Origin of the sequence: Demequina zhanjiangensis (assembly GCF_030418315.1) — a bacterium.
In the GTDB taxonomy this organism is placed as follows: domain Bacteria; phylum Actinomycetota; class Actinomycetes; order Actinomycetales; family Demequinaceae; genus Demequina; species Demequina zhanjiangensis.
Genome location: NZ_JAUHPV010000008.1, coordinates 65,033 through 81,016, shown reverse-complemented (window position 1 = coordinate 81,016; position 15,984 = coordinate 65,033). Strand labels below are relative to the sequence as shown.

General features: G+C 69.4%; 14 protein-coding genes. 11 read left to right on the top strand and 3 right to left on the bottom strand.

Annotated features, from left to right (window positions below):
- Positions 1-12: 12 nt before the first annotated feature.
- On the bottom strand, positions 13-597 hold the full coding sequence (locus tag QQX04_RS12670) for a PadR family transcriptional regulator (protein ID WP_301129779.1): 585 nt from the start codon (positions 595-597) through the stop codon (positions 13-15).
- Positions 598-779: 182 nt separating this feature from the next.
- Here QQX04_RS12670 and QQX04_RS12665 point away from each other — a divergent pair, with 182 nt between their 5' ends.
- Positions 780-3,035: a transglycosylase domain-containing protein gene (locus QQX04_RS12665; RefSeq protein WP_301129777.1), complete on the top strand. Its 2,256-nt coding sequence runs from the start codon at positions 780-782 to the stop codon at positions 3,033-3,035.
- 58 nt (positions 3,036-3,093) lie between these two features.
- Here the strand turns inward: QQX04_RS12665 and QQX04_RS12660 are convergent, their stop codons facing one another.
- Complete coding sequence (locus tag QQX04_RS12660; protein WP_301129775.1) at positions 3,094-4,137, bottom strand: lipid II:glycine glycyltransferase FemX; 1,044 nt, start codon at positions 4,135-4,137, stop codon at positions 3,094-3,096.
- 228 nt (positions 4,138-4,365) lie between these two features.
- Between QQX04_RS12660 and rpsF the strand changes: the two genes are divergently transcribed.
- The 10 genes from rpsF (at position 4,366) to QQX04_RS12610 (ending at position 14,861) form a co-directional block, all read left to right on the top strand.
- The gene (rpsF, locus tag QQX04_RS12655) at positions 4,366-4,656 is read left to right on the top strand and encodes a 30S ribosomal protein S6 (RefSeq protein ID WP_301129773.1); all 291 of its coding nucleotides are present in this window, start codon (positions 4,366-4,368) and stop codon (positions 4,654-4,656) included.
- Positions 4,657-4,713: 57 nt separating this feature from the next.
- A complete protein-coding gene (locus QQX04_RS12650; RefSeq protein WP_301129771.1) occupies positions 4,714-5,199 on the top strand; it encodes a single-stranded DNA-binding protein in 486 nt (161 codons plus the stop codon).
- Positions 5,200-5,218: 19 nt separating this feature from the next.
- Positions 5,219-5,455: a 30S ribosomal protein S18 gene (rpsR, locus tag QQX04_RS12645; RefSeq protein ID WP_301129769.1), complete on the top strand. Its 237-nt coding sequence runs from the start codon at positions 5,219-5,221 to the stop codon at positions 5,453-5,455.
- A gap of 13 nt (positions 5,456-5,468) precedes the next feature.
- Complete coding sequence (gene rplI / locus QQX04_RS12640; protein WP_301129768.1) at positions 5,469-5,915, top strand: 50S ribosomal protein L9; 447 nt, start codon at positions 5,469-5,471, stop codon at positions 5,913-5,915.
- Between the two features lie 818 nt (positions 5,916-6,733).
- A complete protein-coding gene (gene dnaB / locus QQX04_RS12635; protein ID WP_301129767.1) occupies positions 6,734-8,098 on the top strand; it encodes a replicative DNA helicase in 1,365 nt (454 codons plus the stop codon).
- A 201-nt stretch (positions 8,099-8,299) separates the two neighbouring features.
- Positions 8,300-9,763: an NAD-dependent epimerase/dehydratase family protein gene (locus tag QQX04_RS12630; RefSeq protein WP_301129765.1), complete on the top strand. Its 1,464-nt coding sequence runs from the start codon at positions 8,300-8,302 to the stop codon at positions 9,761-9,763.
- Between the two features lie 249 nt (positions 9,764-10,012).
- Complete coding sequence (locus QQX04_RS12625) at positions 10,013-11,314, top strand: hypothetical protein (protein WP_301129763.1); 1,302 nt, start codon at positions 10,013-10,015, stop codon at positions 11,312-11,314.
- Positions 11,315-11,455: 141 nt separating this feature from the next.
- Positions 11,456-13,123: an amidase gene (locus tag QQX04_RS12620; RefSeq protein WP_301129869.1), complete on the top strand. Its 1,668-nt coding sequence runs from the start codon at positions 11,456-11,458 to the stop codon at positions 13,121-13,123.
- On the top strand, positions 13,120-14,136 hold the full coding sequence (locus tag QQX04_RS12615) for an agmatine deiminase family protein (protein WP_301129761.1): 1,017 nt from the start codon (positions 13,120-13,122) through the stop codon (positions 14,134-14,136). The genes QQX04_RS12620 and QQX04_RS12615 overlap by 4 nt, the downstream gene beginning before the upstream one ends.
- Positions 14,137-14,219: 83 nt before the next feature.
- The gene (locus QQX04_RS12610; RefSeq protein ID WP_301129760.1) at positions 14,220-14,861 is read left to right on the top strand and encodes a redoxin family protein; all 642 of its coding nucleotides are present in this window, start codon (positions 14,220-14,222) and stop codon (positions 14,859-14,861) included.
- A gap of 12 nt (positions 14,862-14,873) precedes the next feature.
- Here QQX04_RS12610 and QQX04_RS12605 read toward each other — a convergent pair whose 3' ends face one another.
- The gene (locus tag QQX04_RS12605; protein ID WP_301129758.1) at positions 14,874-15,872 is read right to left on the bottom strand and encodes a cytochrome c biogenesis CcdA family protein; all 999 of its coding nucleotides are present in this window, start codon (positions 15,870-15,872) and stop codon (positions 14,874-14,876) included.
- Positions 15,873-15,984: the final 112 nt, after the last annotated feature.

Sequence of the window (15,984 nt, the reverse complement as noted above, 5' to 3'; positions counted from 1 at the left end):
GTTCATTCCCTTTCAGTTGTCCCCCGCAGATGCGGCGGGTCCGTTTTCTCCGCGGGTGGCGGAACGTTCGTTCTCGATGAGCTGGTCGAGCCACTCGACCTCCCGCTCGACCCTCTCGAGGCCGTGGCGGTGGAGCTCGGCGGTGTAGGCGTCGGCGCGCTCGCGCTGCCGCCTCCGCATCTCCTGGAGCTCCTCGATCCGCTCGGACAGCCGCATGCGACGGCCCTCGAGGATCCTGAGGCGCGTCGCCGAGTCGGTCTGGCCGAACAGCGAGAAGCGCAGGTCGAAGGAGTCGTCGTCGTAGGAGTTCGCGCCTGCGGAGGCGAGCTCCTGCTCGAGGCGGGCTCGGCCGGCGTCCGTGAGGGCGTACGCGATGCGGGACCGGCGTGAACCGGTGCCCGCGGCGTCGTCCTCGCCGACGGCGTGGATCAGTCCTGCCCCGACCATCCGCTTGAGGGCCGGGTACAGGGAGCCGTAGCTGAGGGCCCGGAAGGGGCCGAGCTCGCTGCCGAGACGCTTGCGGATCTGGTAGCCGTGGAGCGGCTGCTCGGCGAGCATCCCGAGGATGCCGAGGGTCAGCACGTCGGTCTTCGCCATGCGTCGCCTCCTGCCTGGTATCCGTCCAGCTCGTGCGCATCGGCACCTCGGACGCACCGTGCGCCGCGATGTATCGATGCGATATGTAGCACCAAGTTGTATCGCATCGATACATCGTCTGCAACCTCGCCGCGCCTGTGGGAAAGGGAACCTCCCAGGCACGCCGTTCGTAGACTTGCTTCGTGAGCGATGAACGTCAGGCCCCCCGCCGTCAGTCCATGCGCCCCACCTCCTCGGGTGCGGCCGAACGGACTGCACCCACGCGCCGTGCGACAGGTGCTCAGCCCACCCGCAAGGGATCCGGGGGCGGCTTCACCGGCTCCGGAGACGGCAAGGCGCCGATCAAGGGAACGCCGCCCGAGGACTCCAAGCCCGCATGGAAGGTGTGGACCAAGCGCATCGGGATCGGCGCGCTCGTCGCCGGCCTCGTCGTGTTCACCGCCGGAGCCATCGGCCTGTTCGTGAAGTACCAGAGCCTGCCCGAGCTCACCGCGTCCGACTTCGCGCTCTACCAGTCGTCCACGCTGTACTACGCCGACGGCGAGACCGTCATGGCCACGCTCGGCGAGGCCGAGCGTGAGATCGTCGACTCCGAGGACATCAGCGTCCACATGAAGGACGCGATCGTCGCTGCCGAGGACCGCTCGTTCTGGACCAACTCCGGCGTGGACCTCATGGGCACCGCACGAGCGCTCTACCGCACGATCGTCCTGAACGATCGACAGGGTGGCTCCACGATCACCCAGCAGTACGTCGAGCGCTACTACTCGGGCGAGACCGTCACCGACATCCCGGGCAAGATCGAGGAAGCGCTCATGGCGCTCAAGGTCGGCAGCACCCAGGAGAAGGAGGAGGTGCTCGCCAACTACCTCAACACCATCTACTTCGGGCGCGGCGCCTACGGCATCGAGAAGGCCGCCGAGGAGTACTTCGGCAAGACCGCCGCCGACCTCACCATCTCCGAGTCGGCGATGCTCGCCGGCATCGTCCCTGCGCCGTCGGCCTGGGACCCGCGGCTCGACCCTGATCGGGCCGAGCAGCGCTGGAACTACGTGCTCGACGGCATGGTCGAGACGGGTGCCATCACCCAGGAGGAGCGCGACGCGCAGACCTTCCCCGAGTGGATCCCCTACGACCAGAGCGACACGTACGCCGGCCCCACCGGCTACCTCATCCGCTCCGCGCTCGACGAGGTCGTCGCGACCACCGACTACACGATGGAGCAGATCGAGACGCTCGGCCTCTCGATCGTGACGACCATCTCCCCGACCCACCAGGCCGCAGCCGAGGCCGCCGTCGCAGGCATGCCCGACGACCACGACGAGAACCTTCGCGTCGCCGCGGTCACGGTCGACTCCGCCACCGGAGCGATCACCTCCATGTACGGCGGCGCCGACTACCTCACGGTGCAGCGCAACGCCGTCACGCAGGACATCGCCCAGGCGGGCTCCACGTTCAAGCCCTTCGCCCTCATCGCCGGCCTCTCGCAGGGAATCGGCCTCGGCACCGAGTACCTCGCGAACAACAACATGGTCCTCGAGGGCTACGACAACCCCGTGCGCAACTTCGGCGGCGCCAACTACGGCGTGATCGACCTCGTGCGGGCCACGCAGAACTCGGTCAACACCGCCTTCGTGCAGCTCACCAATGACGTGGGCCCCGAGAACGTGATGCAGGCCGCGATCGACGCCGGCATCCCGGAGGACACCCAGGACCTGAACGCCAACCCGTCCGTCGTGCTGGGTGCTGCGGCGCCCCATCCTCTCGACATGGCGTCCGCGTACGCGACCATCTCCGCGGGCGGTGTGCGCACCGACACGTTCATGGTCCAGTCGATCACCGACGCCGACGGCGAGACCACCTACGAGCACGAGGCGGTGTCGCGCCGCGTGTTCGACGAGGGCGTCATCGCTGACACCACCTACGCGATGCAGCAGGTGGTGAAGTTCGGATCGGGGCGCACCGCCAACCAGCTGGGCCGCGACATCGCAGGCAAGACCGGTACGTCGAACGACAACAAGTCCGCGTGGTTCGTCGGCTTCACCCCGCAGATCGTCGGAGCGGTCGCGCTCTACCAGGTGGGCGAGGACGGGTCCCAGGAGAACATCACCACGTTCGGCGGGTACCCGCAGATCACCGGCTCCACCGTCCCCACGGATGTGTGGACGGAGATGATGCGACCGATCCTCGACGAGTACCCGGCCGAGAGCTTCCCGCCCAGGGCCAACGTGGGCACCGACACGCCGCTCGAGCCCACCACGTCGCCCACCCCGGAGCCGACGCCCGAGGTGACCGAGACGACGGAGGCGCCCGAGCCTGAGCCGGAGCCGACGCAGACGACTGAGCCGCCTGCGCCGTCGCCCTCGCCCACGCAGACGACCCCGCCGTCGCCAGCGCCGACCGTGGCCGCCTCGCCCGGGCCTCCAGGCCAGGGCTGAACGCACGAGGGCCGGCACCGCGAATGCGGTGCAGGCCCTCTGTCGTTGTCGCGCGCGGTCAGCGACGCAGCATGCGCTTGAGCCGCAGCGCCTGCGTGAGCGCGGTGTAGCGCAGTCCCTTGACGGGCACGTCCCAGGCGCCGTCCACCTCGACGATCTCCCCGAGCTGCTGCTTGAACTCGCGCACGCCCATGAGCTGCGGCGCACGATCAGAGCCCACGCCCATCAGGTCGTACTGTGTCACGCCCTCGGCCTTGAGCGTGGTGAGGATGTGCCACTTGAGCCGCAGCGCGGCGTTGGTGTCGCGCGCCTCCCGGTTGCCGGCAGCGTAGACATCCACACCCGCGTTGTCGTAGACGGTCGAGATGACCCACGACACGGCCCGCCCCGGCGTCAGGTCGCCGTTCTCGCCGGTGTCGTGTCGCCTCGCCACGAACAGGCGGACGTGCTCGCCGAGCGAGCGGAGCATCGTCAGGTACACGTCCGCACCGAAGATCCCGAAGCCGTCCCGCGAGGCTGTTTCCCTGTAGATCTCGTAGAGCTCCGCGAACTCCTCGTCGCTGAGGCCGGTCTCCTCGGTGACCGTCATCGCCTCGTCCTTGAGCGTGCGACGCGTCTTGTAGCGACCGCGCTTGGAGAAGGACTGCATGATCGCGTCCTCGTCCCGCGTGAGGTCCACGACCACCGTGTGGTCGTACGTCACCGTCTGGAGCAGCTCGCTCAGGTCCGACGCAGCGTGCCGGGCGTGAAGGCGCAGGAAGGTCGCCCACGGAGCCTCCTTGCGCGCGTAGGCGACCAGCGCTCGACGCACCGCCCGCTCGCGCTCGGGCGTCTGCTCGGAGAGCCAGATCGGTCCGTGCTTCGCCCACAGGTAGCGGAAGCCTCGCCCCTCGAAGGAGGAGAAGGCGATCACGGCGACCGGACCGTCGGCCGCGGCGACCACAAGGCGACGCCACGGAGAGCGTCCAGGGACTGCGTCGTCGTACGGGTCCCACACGGGCGACTGCTCGATCGGCACCGGATGGGCGGCGCCGTGCGCCAGCTCCAGGAAGCGATCGTCAGGGACCTGGGCGACGCTGAGGGCGTCAGCTGAGGCGTTCACCCCCCAAGGGTAACGGGGGCGCCGAGAACACCCCGCTTCGTCCCCAGGCCCGACGCCGCGCTCGCGCGTGCGCAGACCCTGGGGACGCACGTGGCGGCGGCACCGCAGATGCCGTACCCTTGTTCCTCGTGGTTGAGCGCCGTCACCCGGCGGCGTGAACCGCGAAGCATCAGCCCTCCTGCCACGGAACGTCCGTGGCCGTACAGTCCAGAGGAGGTGGGTATTTCGATGCGTCATTACGAGATGATGGTCATCCTCGACCCTGAGGTGGATGAGCGCACGGTCACCCCGTCGCTCGAGAAGTACCTTGGCGTGGTCACCAACGACAACGGAACGGTCGACAAGGTCGACGTCTGGGGTCGTCGCCGCCTTGCGTACCCCATCAAGAAGAAGAGCGACGGCATCTACGCGGTGATCGACTTCACCGCGGAGTCCGCGACGGCCAAGGAGCTCGAGCGTCAGCTCGGCCTCAACGAGACCGTCCTGCGCCTGAAGCTGCTCCGCCCGGACGCCAAGTAAGGCTCCGGGACTCGTCAGAACCCTCACCCACAGCAAGCGACCCCTAGGGAGCTATTCATGGCAGGCGAGACCCAGATCACTGTGATCGGAAACCTCACCGGCGACCCCGAGCTGCGATTCATCCAGTCCGGCGCCGCGGTGGTCAACTTCACGGTGGCGTCCACCCCCCGCACGTTCGACCGTCAGTCGAACGAGTGGAAGGACGGGGAGACCCTGTTCATGCGCTGCTCCCTGTGGCGCGAGGCCGCGGAGAACGTGGCCGAGTCGCTGACCAAGGGCATGCGCGTCATCGTGACGGGCCGCCTGGTGTCGCGCTCGTGGGAGGCCAACGGCGAGAAGCGCACCGTCAACGAGATCCAGGTCGACGAGGTCGGGCCCTCGCTGCGTTACGCCACCGCGAAGGTGAACCGTAACCAGCGCGGCGGCGGCTCCGGCGGCGGCGGTGGATTCTCGGGTGGCGGTGGCGGCTACTCCGCTCCGGCCGGCGGTTCCGACAACGACCCGTGGGCGACCGCCCCGGCGTCGGACGAGCCCCCCTTCTAAACACCCAGGAACAAGAGATATGGCTAAGAACGACATCCGCAAGCCGCGCAAGAAGGTCAACCCTCTCAAGGCGGCCAAGGTTCAGAAGATCGACTACAAGGACACCGCGCTGCTGCGCAAGTTCATCTCCGACCGCGGCAAGATCCGCTCGCGTCGCGTGACCGGTGTCACCGTCCAGGAGCAGCGTGAGATCGCCCGCGCCATCAAGGTTGCGCGCGAGATGGCCCTGCTTCCCTACGCCGGCTCCGGCCGCTGATCGGGGGACTCTCATGGCAAAGGTGATCCTCACCCACGAGGTCCACGGTCTCGGCATCGCCGGTGACGTCGTCGACGTCAAGGACGGCTACGCCCGCAACTACCTCGTGCCCCGCAAGCTGGCCACCCCGTGGTCGGCCGGTGCCGAGAAGCAGATCGACGGCCTCCGCAAGGCGCGCCGCGCCAAGGAGATCGAGAGCATCGAGGGCGCCCAGGCTGCCCGCGACGCCCTCCAGGGCACCGAGGTCGTCGTCGAGGCGAAGGCTGGCGAGTCCGGCCGCCTCTTCGGCGCCGTGACGCCCGCCGACATCGCGGCCGCCATCGGCGACCGCGCCAAGGTCGACAAGCGCCGCATCCACGTCGCGCAGCCGATCAAGGCGCTCGGCGAGTACACGGTCTCCGTGTCGCTGCACGACGACATCGCGGCCACCGTCGCCGTCAAGGTCGTCGCCGCCAAGTAACGATCTCCGGCGAGCAGGCTCCGGCCGGCCCGCCAACGATCCTCGGACCTCACGGTCCAGCCGAGGCCCGGCTCCCCAGGGAGCCGGGCCTTCGTGCGTCCAGGGGCGCCGCTGTTCGGCGGCCGTCGTGGTTCCGGAGGTCACCGCTGTCCAGGGTTCCTCGCGCGGGAACCCTCCTCGGTGGGGCGCTCTCGCAGCTCCGCATGGCTCCGCTCCGCAGGGTGTGGCAGTCGGCCTCCCGCCAGACAGTACGAACCAACGGCCGACGCGACACGCCGGTCCGCGGCCGCCGAGGGGCGCCCGCGCCGGCGTGTCGGCAGTCGGCGTGGTTCGCAGTGTCCGGGGCTCGCACGGAGGGAGGTCGGGGCGATCGGAGTGGCCGTCCCGGTGGCCGTCGATATCGAAGCAGGAGGGCCCAGGTCAAGGGGACGAAACCGGAGGAAACGGGCGGCTTCGTGACACTCCGTGCGGCGCGCGCGACACGCCGATGCGCGACACGCCGAGGACTTTTCCCACCTACTTCTCCACAATGTTGATACCGCCAACATGCCTGCTAGGAACCGGTTTTCTCTTGGTCGCATCACTCTATTCACAGAGATATCCACATGCGTCCACGGCGTCGTTCACACCGCCTTCCCCACGTGATCCCCAGGTTCTCCCAAGGTTCTCCACTGAACCCGGGATGGCGTCGACATCGCCGGTTTGATAACGACGCGCCGCCCGCCTACGGTCCGTTGTCAGACCTGCGCGAGAAGGTGGGGTCGAGACCTCCAGCGGGAGGTCAGCGCAGATCGATCGAGACGAAGGGAAGTGGCTGCATGTCCATCGACGAGCTGGAGTCGTCGTACACCGGACCGGCCACGTACGAGCGTCTGCCGCCGCAGAACCTCGAGGCCGAGCAGTCCGTGCTCGGAGCCATGCTCATCTCCAAGGATGCGATGGCGGACGTCATCGAGGCGATCCGCGCGGATGACTTCTACAAGCCCGCGCACGAGACGATCTTCGACACCGCGGTGAAGCTCTACAACGGCGGCGACCCCGTCGACGCGCTCACCGTCAGCGCCGAGCTTCAGCGCGCGGGCAGCCTGTCGCGCATCGGCGGCGCCGAGTACCTTCACACGCTGATCGCGTCCGTGCCGTCCGCCGCCTCCGCCGGCTACTACGCCCGCCTGGTAAGGGAGCAGTCCATCCTGCGCCGCCTCGTCGAGGCCGGCACGCGCATCGCGAACATGGGCTACGACGGCGACGGCGGCGAGGCCGACATGATCGTCGACGGCGCACAGGCCGAGATCTTCGCGGTCACCGAGCGTCGCAACTCTGAGGACTACCTGCCGATCGGCGACATCCTCGAGTCCACGCTCGGCCAGATCGACCAGGCCTCCAAGCACGACGGCACCCTGCGAGGCGTCCCCACGGGCTTCCGCGACCTCGACGACCTCACTGGCGGCCTGCAGGGCGGGCAGATGATCGTCATCGCCGCGCGACCCGCGATCGGCAAGTCGACCCTCGGCCTCGACATCGCGCGCGCGGCATCGATCCACAACAACATCGCCTCCGTCATCTTCTCGCTCGAGATGAGCAAGGAGGAGATCACCAAGCGCATGCTCGCTTCCGAGGGCAAGGTCAAGCTGACCCAGCTCAACAAGGGTCCGCTGGGCCCGAGCGACTGGGACCGCCTCGCGCGAGCGTCGTCCCGCGTCTCCACGGCGCCGCTGTTCATCGACGACTCTCCGAACATGACGCTTATGGAGATCCGCGCCAAGTGCCGCCGCCTCAAGCAGCAGCACAACCTCGGGCTCGTGGTCCTCGACTACCTCCAGCTCATGAGCTCGGGCCGCAAGGTCGAGTCCCGTCAGCAGGAGGTCTCGGAGTTCTCGCGTGCGCTCAAGCTGCTCGCGAAGGAGATCGAGGTGCCGGTCATCGCGATCTCGCAGCTGAACCGTGGACCCGAGCAGCGCACCGAGAAGAAGCCGATGCTGTCCGACATGCGTGAGTCCGGCGCGATCGAGCAGGATGCCGACATCGTGATCCTGCTGCACCGCGAGGACGCCTACGACCGCGAGAACCGCCCCGGTGAGGCGGACTTCATCATCGCGAAGCACCGCGCGGGACCCACTGACACCATCGCTGTCGCCTTCAAGAAGGACTACGCGCACTTCGCCGACATGGCGCACGAGATGTAGCCAGCTGCACCGCGCATGCCGGGCCGCGCCCGGTGCGCCCGGCGCAATGCACCGGGCCCTGCGCAGTGCGGCTTGCGTCGAACGCCGAGCCAGTCGCACAGCGTGTTGCACGGACCACGCTCCGCCCGCACATCAAGGCCGTCTCAGGTCTACCGTGGAAGGAGAGGACGCCTCGTCCATGGCAGACGGGAGGCGTGGGCCATGAGTGCGGTGAGGCGCCGCGTCCTCCTGACGGGCGCGACGGGAAACTGGGGTCGCGCGACGATGCGCGAGTTCCGGCACGTCGACGACCTGAGCGTCCGCGTGCTCGCGATGCCTGGCGCAGAGGAGCACCTGCTCCTCGAGGAGTTCGCGGACCTTCCGCACCTCGAGATCTACAAGGGCGATCTGACCCGGTACGCGGACATCGCGAGGGCGATCCAGGGCGTGGACGTGGTGCTGCATGTGGGGGCCGTGGTCTCGCCCTACGCGGACCAGCATCCCGCGCTCGCTCACCGCGTCAACGTGGGGTCCATGAGGAACCTCATCCAGGCCGTCCAGGCGCTTCCCGACCCTTCCGCTACTGCGATCGTCGGCGTGGGGTCCGTGGCGGAGACGGGTGACCGCCAGGAGCCGCATCACTGGGGGAGGGTGGGCGACCCGATCCGCGTCTCGAGGCTGGACGAGTACGGCCAGACGAAGGTCGAGGCGGAACGCCTGCTGGTGGACTCCGGGTTGCCCCGATGGGTGTGGTTGCGCCAGACGGGGATCATGCATCCAGGTCTGCTCGCGGTGCGCGATCCGATCGTGACGCATGTGCCTCTCGCGGGCGTGATGGAGTGGGTCTCGGATGAGGATGCGGCCCGGCTCCTGGTGGGTATCGCCCAGCACGAGGCCCCCGCGGCGCTGTGGGGTCGGGTCTTCAACGTGGGCGGGGGAGAGGCGTGGCGTCTCACGAACTTCGGCTTCCAGGAGCGGGTGGCGGCGGCGCTCGGCGTGAGGGATGTCAGGCGCTGGTACGAGCGGAACTGGTTCGCGACGCGAAACTTCCATGGGCACTGGTTCTCCGACAGCGATCTCCTTGAGGAGCTGGTGCCGTTCCGTCGCGACACCGTCGATGAGGCGCTCGAGCGAGCTGTCGACCTCCTCCCGACGAATGCGCGGCACGCGGGGAGGGTGCCGGCCTGGCTGGTGAAGCGCTTCGTGATGCGTCCGTTGGCGTATGAGCCGCGCGGGACGATGCATGCGGTGCTCCACCGGGATGGCGCGGAGATCGCCGCGCACTTCGGCTCTCTGGAGGAGTGGCTGCGAATCGGCGGCTGGGATTCCTTCGAGCCGCCGGCGCCGAGCCGCACGCCCACGACGCTGGATCACGGGTTCGACGAGACGAAGCCCGCGCGCGAGTGGACCCACGATGATCTGGCGGGGGCGGCAGCGTTCCGTGGCGGTGAGCTGCTTGCCGGTCTCGTCCGAGTCGGCGATGTGACGACGCGTCTGCCGTGGCGCTGCGGGTTCGGACATGAGTTCAAGGCGAGTGCGCGCCTGGTCCTCGCGGCGGGCCACTGGTGTCCGGTGTGCGTGAAGGACACGGCCCGCTATGCCGAGCAGGCAGAGCTGAGCCCGTTCCTCGCACAGCTGGAGAGGGCCCCGGAGCGGGTGAAGCCCGCCTCGGTCGGGGCGCCGTGAGCGTCGGGCCGGTAAGTCTCTGGCGGGTGAACGTCGGGCCCGTGAGCGAACTCCGAGCCCGCTGTCGCAGGATGCTCACCTCCCCCTCACGTCTGCGATGAGATTGAAAATCATTCTCATCTAGTCTACGCTCGGTCGCGTCCGAGGGGCAGGCGCGCATGCCGTTCGGACGCCACACCGCGGACGCTGAACCGCGGTCAGGAACCGAACGATGAAAGGCAAGCCCCTGCCTCAGGGGCGAGGTAGTCCATGTCCCGCACCCTTTCCCTTCCGGCGCGCTACGGCACGCTCGGCGTCGCGCTGGCGCTCGGCCTCACGGCCTGTGCGACGGCGGATGCCGCTGGCGACGCGTCGCCCTCGGAGCACGCCGATGACCATGCCCACGAGGAAGGCGAGGCGCAGCACGGCGCGTCCGAGGCGTCCGCCCAGACGCCGCGCCTCGTGATGACCTACGACGGCGGCATCGTCGTGGTCGACGCGAACAGCCTCGAGCTCGAGGCCGACCTGGAGCTCGAGGGCTTCAACCGGATCAACCCGCTCGGCGACGGCCGCCACGTCGCGGTCTCCACCGCGGGCGGCTTCCAGGTGCTCGACGCGGGCACGTGGTCGAGCGCGCACGGCGACCACGCGCACTACTTCACCGGACCCGCCTCGCTCACGGAGTTGATGGTCGCCGCAGAGCAGCCCGGCCACGTCGTCGTCCACGACGGCCTCACCACCCTGTTCGACGACGGCACCGGAGACGTCTCGGTCTTCCACGCCGACGACTGGGCGCACATGGTGGAGGAGGGCCACCTCGACACGATCCGCACCTACACGACCGCCGCGGCGCATCACGGCGTGGCCGTCACCACTGACGAGGGGAACCTCATGGTGACCCTCGGCGACGAGGAGGGCCGCACCGGCGCCATGCTCCTCGACTCCGAGGACCAGGTGCTCACCGAGAACGCTCAGTGTCCTGGAGTCCACGGCGAGACCGCCTTCGCGGACGCTGAGGGCGACCACCTCGTCATGGTCGGCTGTGACGACGGTGTGCTGATCCTCCACGGAGATCACTTCCACAAGATCGACTCCGGGCTGGACTACGCACGGACCGGCAACCTGTACTCGGTCGACGGCTCGAGCATCGTCGCCGGCGACCGCAAGACCGACCCGGACGCAGGCATCGGTCTCCACGAGATCGTCCTGATCGACACCGACGCGGAGACCATGAGCGTCGTCGACCCGTTCGGTGGGGCCGAGGCGCAGTACACGTGGCGCGACGTCCGCCGCGGCGACGACGGCCAGGTCCTCGTGCTGGGCACCGACGGCACGCTCCGCGTCCTCGACGAGACGGGCGCCGTGACGGCCGAGATCCCCGTCGTCGACGCGTGGGACATCCCCGAGGAGTGGCAGACGGCCCACCCCGCAGTCGAGGTGCTCGCGGGCATGGCGTACGTCACCGAGCCCGCGACGGGCGAGGTTCACATCGTCGACTACGTGGGCGGTGAGATCTGGAAGTCGGTGGAGGTCGGCGTCCAGATGAACGAGATCGTGGGTGTCACCGGCTGATCCGGCACAGTTCGGACCCACCAGCACGACCAGGGGGTCGGAGATCGGCGAGAGCCGTGCTCCGACCCCCTGCCGCTTCCCCGGTGCGAACCGCTACTCTGTGCGTCACCCTGGGAGTACGCGAGAGGGGCGTGATGAGTGGTGTTCGACGTGGTGGAGGCCTCGATCGCCGACGTGCGTGCGGCCTTGGATTCGGGCGAGATCACGGCGGTCGAGCTGGTCCAGGCCTACCTGGACAGGATCGCGCGCCTCGACGCGGGTCCCGATGGGCTGAACGCCGTCTGCGTGCTGGATCCGACCGCGCTGGACGCGGCACGGGCGTCGGATGAGCGACGTGCGCGCGGCGAGACGCTGAGTCCGCTGGACGGCGTCTGCTTCACCGCGAAGGACTCGTACATGGTGGAGGGCCTGACCTGCGCTTCCGGGTCGCCGGCCTTCAAGGACCTGGTCGCGACGCGCGACGCGTTCACGATCGAACGCCTGCGGAAGGCCGGCGCGATCCACCTCGGCAAGACGACCATGCCACCGATGGCGAACGGCGGGATGCAGCGTGGCCTCTACGGCCGCGCCGAGAGTCCCTACAACCGCGAGTACCTGAGCTCGGCCTTCGGGTCGGGCTCGTCCAACGGCTCGGGCGCCGCCACGGCCGCGAGCCTCGCGACGTTCGGGATGGGCGAGGAGACCTGGTCGAGCGGTCGTGCTCCCGCGTCGTGCAACGGTCTCGTGGCGTACACGCCCTCGCGCGGCCTGATCTCGGTGCGCGGCAACTGGCCCCTCGTGCCGACGATGGACGTGGTGGTGCCGCACACGCGCACCGTGGCGGATATGCACGAGCTCGTGCCTTTCCTCATCGCCTTCGACCCTGAGTCGCGTGGCGACCTGTGGCGCATGCAGCATGCGGTGGTCATGCCGTCGCCGGAGGAGATGGCGGCGAGCCGCGACAGCATGCGCTCGGACTTGTCGCTCGCGGGCATGAGGTTCGCCGCGCCGCGCATGTACCTCAACGGTGAGCCCGAGGCGGCGCATCCGATCCGCACACGTGCCTCGGTGATCGCGCTGTGGGAGCGCACGCGCCAGGCGCTCGAGGCCGCGGGCGCTGAGGTGGTCGAGACGGACTTCCCGGCGGTCGAGGACTACGAGTCGGGCGCTCTTGTGGAGCGCGGCTGGGTTCCCGAGGAGTTCTTCACCCGTGAGCTGTGGGACCTGTCGATCTGGGCGTGGGACGAGTTCCTCGCCGTCAACGGGCAGCCGGGCCTGTCTCGCCTGGCCGACGCGGACCCCGAGCTGATCTTCCCGGCCCCGGAGGGTGCGCTTCCGGATCGCTACGACTCGCCCGACCTGCCTGCGCGGTACGCGGACGACGCGTTCGACCTGGGCGACTATGTGCGTCGCGCGCGTGACGGCGTGGTGCCGTGGCAGCAGATCCCCTTCCTCGCGGAGGGTCTGCGGGGGCTGGAGCGCGCCCGCAAGGTGCTGCTCGAGGACTGGATGGACGACCACGGCTTCGACGCCGTGCTGTTCCCCGCGATGGCCGACGTGGGGCCAGCGGACGCTGACGTGAACGTGGAGTCGGCGGAGCTCGCCTGGCGCAACGGGGTGTGGGTCGCGAACGGCAATCTGGCGATCCGCCATCTGGGGATCCCCACGGTCACGGTGCCGATGGGCGTCATGTCGGACACGCACATGCCCGTCGGGCTCACCGTCGCGGGGCGCGCGTGGGACGATGCACGCCTGTTGAGCATCGCCGCCGCGATCGAGCGCGCCGCGCCCGGTCGGGAGGCGCCGTCGTACCTGGGAGGACACGCATGACCTGGACCATGCCGGCCGAGTGGGAGCCGCACGAGCGGGCGTGGATGGCGTGGCCGTCGGCCGACTACACCCTGGGCGAGAGGGCCGACGAGGCGTGGGGCACGTGGGCCGCGGTCGCCAACGCGATCGTCGCTTTCGAGCCGGTGACGATGATCGTCCCCGCGCACCTGAAGGACGTCGCGGACCGCTTCCTGGATCCCGCCGTGGACACGGTCGAGGGGGCCCTGGACGACGGCTGGTACCGGGACATCGGGCCGACGTTCGTGCTCGGGGCCGACGGCGATGCGGCGCTGGGTGCGGTGAACTGGCAGTTCAACGGCTGGGGCGCGCAGGACTGGGCGAACTGGGAGCACGACCAGCATGCGAGCCTGATCGCGACGGGAGCGTCGGGCGCGGACGCGATCGACTCGCCGCTCGTGAACGAGGGTGGCGGCATCCACACCGATGGCGAGGGCACGTTCCTGGTGACGCGCACGGTGCAGCTGGATCCTGGCCGGAATCCTGATCTCACCGAGGCGGATGTCGAGGCCGAGCTCGCGCGCACCCTAGGGGCCCGCAAGGTGATCTGGCTGCCGCGGGGCCTCACTCGCGACTCGGACCGCTTCGGCACCCGCGGTCACGTGGACATCGTCGCGGCCTTCACGAGGCCGGGCCGGGTGCTGCTGCACGACCAGCAGGATCCCGCGCACCCCGACTACGAGGTCACCCGGCAGATCCGGGAGACCCTCGAGGCGGCCACCGATGCGCAGGGACGACGCCTGGAGGTCGTCTCCCTGCCTGCGCCCACGGTCCTGAGGGACGACGAGGGCTGGGTGGACTACTCGTACGTCAACCACTACGTCGCGAACGGGGGAGTGGTGCTGTGCGCGTTCGATGACCCGAATGACGCGGTCGCACGCGACATCCTCGCTGCCGAGTACCCGGGGAGGGAGATCGTCCAGGTGGACGCGCGCCCGCTCTTCGCGCGCGGCGGCGGCATCCACTGCATCACCCAGCAGCAGCCCCGAGCGTGACGTTCCCGGCCGTGAGAAAATCGGAGCGGGTCGATTCCTGACCGACGACCCGTCCCCGGTCCCCACGTCTCCGAACGGTTCGTATGAACACTCTGCGCACAGTCCCCGCCCCCGTCGTCCGTGCAGCCCTCCTCGGGGGTGCCGCCTTCGCGCTCGCGGCCTGCGCGTCGCCAGGTGCGGAGCCTGCGTCGACGCCCGACGCCGAGATGTCGGCGACGCACGACGCCATGGAGTCCGGCGACGCCATGACGGACGATGCGATGGACGAGGAGTCGATGTCCGACGACACCATGGACGAGGCGGCCGCCGACGTCCCCGAGCAGCTCCAGTTCACGACCACGCTCCTCGCCGACGGCGCGACGTTCGACGGCGCGAGCCTCGCGGGCCAGGACACGCTGATCTGGGTGTGGGCCTCATGGTGCCCCACGTGCCAGGCGGAGGCGCCCGAGGTGGTCGACGCCGCCTCGCGCCTCCCCGAGGGGGTCGGCTTCTACGGTCTGCCGGGCAAGTCGGACGTCGCGGACGCCCAGGCCTTCGTCGACGAGTACGGGGTCGACGGCTTCCCGCACCTGTTCGACGACGATGGCACCCTGTGGGCGAACTTCGGGGTCTCGTACCAGCCGGCGCTCGTCCTCATCGATGACGATGGCAGCGTCGAGGTGATGCCGGGGGCGACCGACGCGGATGGCATCGTGGCGGCGGCGGAGAAGCTCGCGGCGTCCTGACCCACTGGGAGGTCAGCGCTCCGCGCGTCCGATCGCGTCGCGGATGGCGCTGAGCGTCGTCGGGTCCGCGGTGACCACGCGGTCATCGGACGAGGCGGCCGAGCCTTCGTGAGCGTCGGCTCCGCCAGCGGCGACCGGCACCGAGGCCCTTTCCTGACGCCGGGCCGCGACGAGCACCACGACGACCGCGACCGCGACGGCGATGACGGCCGCGACAAGCAGCGTCGTCCCCCAGGACGCGATCCAGGCGGACACGGTCGACTGCCACTGCGCCGTGGTCAGCAGCACAGGGTCAAGGGCGCGGATGCCGAAGTGCGGGAGCACCTCCGCAAGGCCGAAGACGAGCACGTAGAGGCCCGCCGCGATCATCAGCACGCCTCCGATCCGCATCAGCAGCGGCGTGCGCGAACGCAGCGTCGCGGCCGCCTGCGCACCCGCGAGGGCAGCGAGCATCGAGACGGTGAGGATGCTCGCGCCCATGCCCACGCCGTAGGCCACGAAGGGCACCACGGCGGCAACGGCGCCCGGCGCCGCGAGCGACTGCGCCACGACGCCGAGGAACAGTCCGATCGTGCAGCTCAGCGACGCGACGGCGAATGCGGCGCCGTAGGCGAGCTGCGAGGCGAAGGAACGGCCCGGAGCTGAGCCGCGCATCGACAGGCCAGGGCCCCGCAGCTCGCCCTTCCACGCGACGACGGCGCCGAGCACGACCAGCGCCGCGCCGATCGCCACTGTCACGTAGGAGACGTAGGGCAGGATCGAGCCCTGCAGGCCTGCGTTGACGGCGCCGAACAGGAGTCCGAAGACGAGGAAGACCGCGGTGAAGGCGAGGGTCATCGCCGCACCGAAGCCGATCGCGCGCCGCATCGCGACAGCCCTGCCGACCCGCTCGTCGGCCGTACCCGTGACGATCACCGTCACGTACGCGGGGAGCAGCGCGAAGCCGCACGGGTTGAACGCCGCCACCGCGCCGAGAAGCAGCGCGTAGGCCGCAGCCGTGGGATCGATCACCGGGGACACCTCACCTTCGCCGGCGGCGGTTCCGCCGCTCGAGACGGGTTCGGAGTCAAGTGTCGTCCGGATCGGTGCTGGGCTCTACCGCGGGCGTAGCGCGCAGATCATG

Coding starts and splice junctions, on each gene's coding strand:
- QQX04_RS12625 (WP_301129763.1), top strand. CDS start 10,013: ATGTCCCGCACCCTTTCCCTTCCGGCGCGCTACGGCACGCTCGGCGTC.
- rpsF (WP_301129773.1), top strand. CDS start 4,366: ATGCGTCATTACGAGATGATGGTCATCCTCGACCCTGAGGTGGATGAG.
- dnaB (WP_301129767.1), top strand. CDS start 6,734: ATGTCCATCGACGAGCTGGAGTCGTCGTACACCGGACCGGCCACGTAC.
- QQX04_RS12650 (WP_301129771.1), top strand. CDS start 4,714: ATGGCAGGCGAGACCCAGATCACTGTGATCGGAAACCTCACCGGCGAC.
- rpsR (WP_301129769.1), top strand. CDS start 5,219: ATGGCTAAGAACGACATCCGCAAGCCGCGCAAGAAGGTCAACCCTCTC.
- QQX04_RS12670 (WP_301129779.1), bottom strand. CDS start 597: ATGGCGAAGACCGACGTGCTGACCCTCGGCATCCTCGGGATGCTCGCC.
- QQX04_RS12610 (WP_301129760.1), top strand. CDS start 14,220: ATGAACACTCTGCGCACAGTCCCCGCCCCCGTCGTCCGTGCAGCCCTC.
- QQX04_RS12630 (WP_301129765.1), top strand. CDS start 8,300: ATGAGTGCGGTGAGGCGCCGCGTCCTCCTGACGGGCGCGACGGGAAAC.
- QQX04_RS12615 (WP_301129761.1), top strand. CDS start 13,120: ATGACCTGGACCATGCCGGCCGAGTGGGAGCCGCACGAGCGGGCGTGG.
- rplI (WP_301129768.1), top strand. CDS start 5,469: ATGGCAAAGGTGATCCTCACCCACGAGGTCCACGGTCTCGGCATCGCC.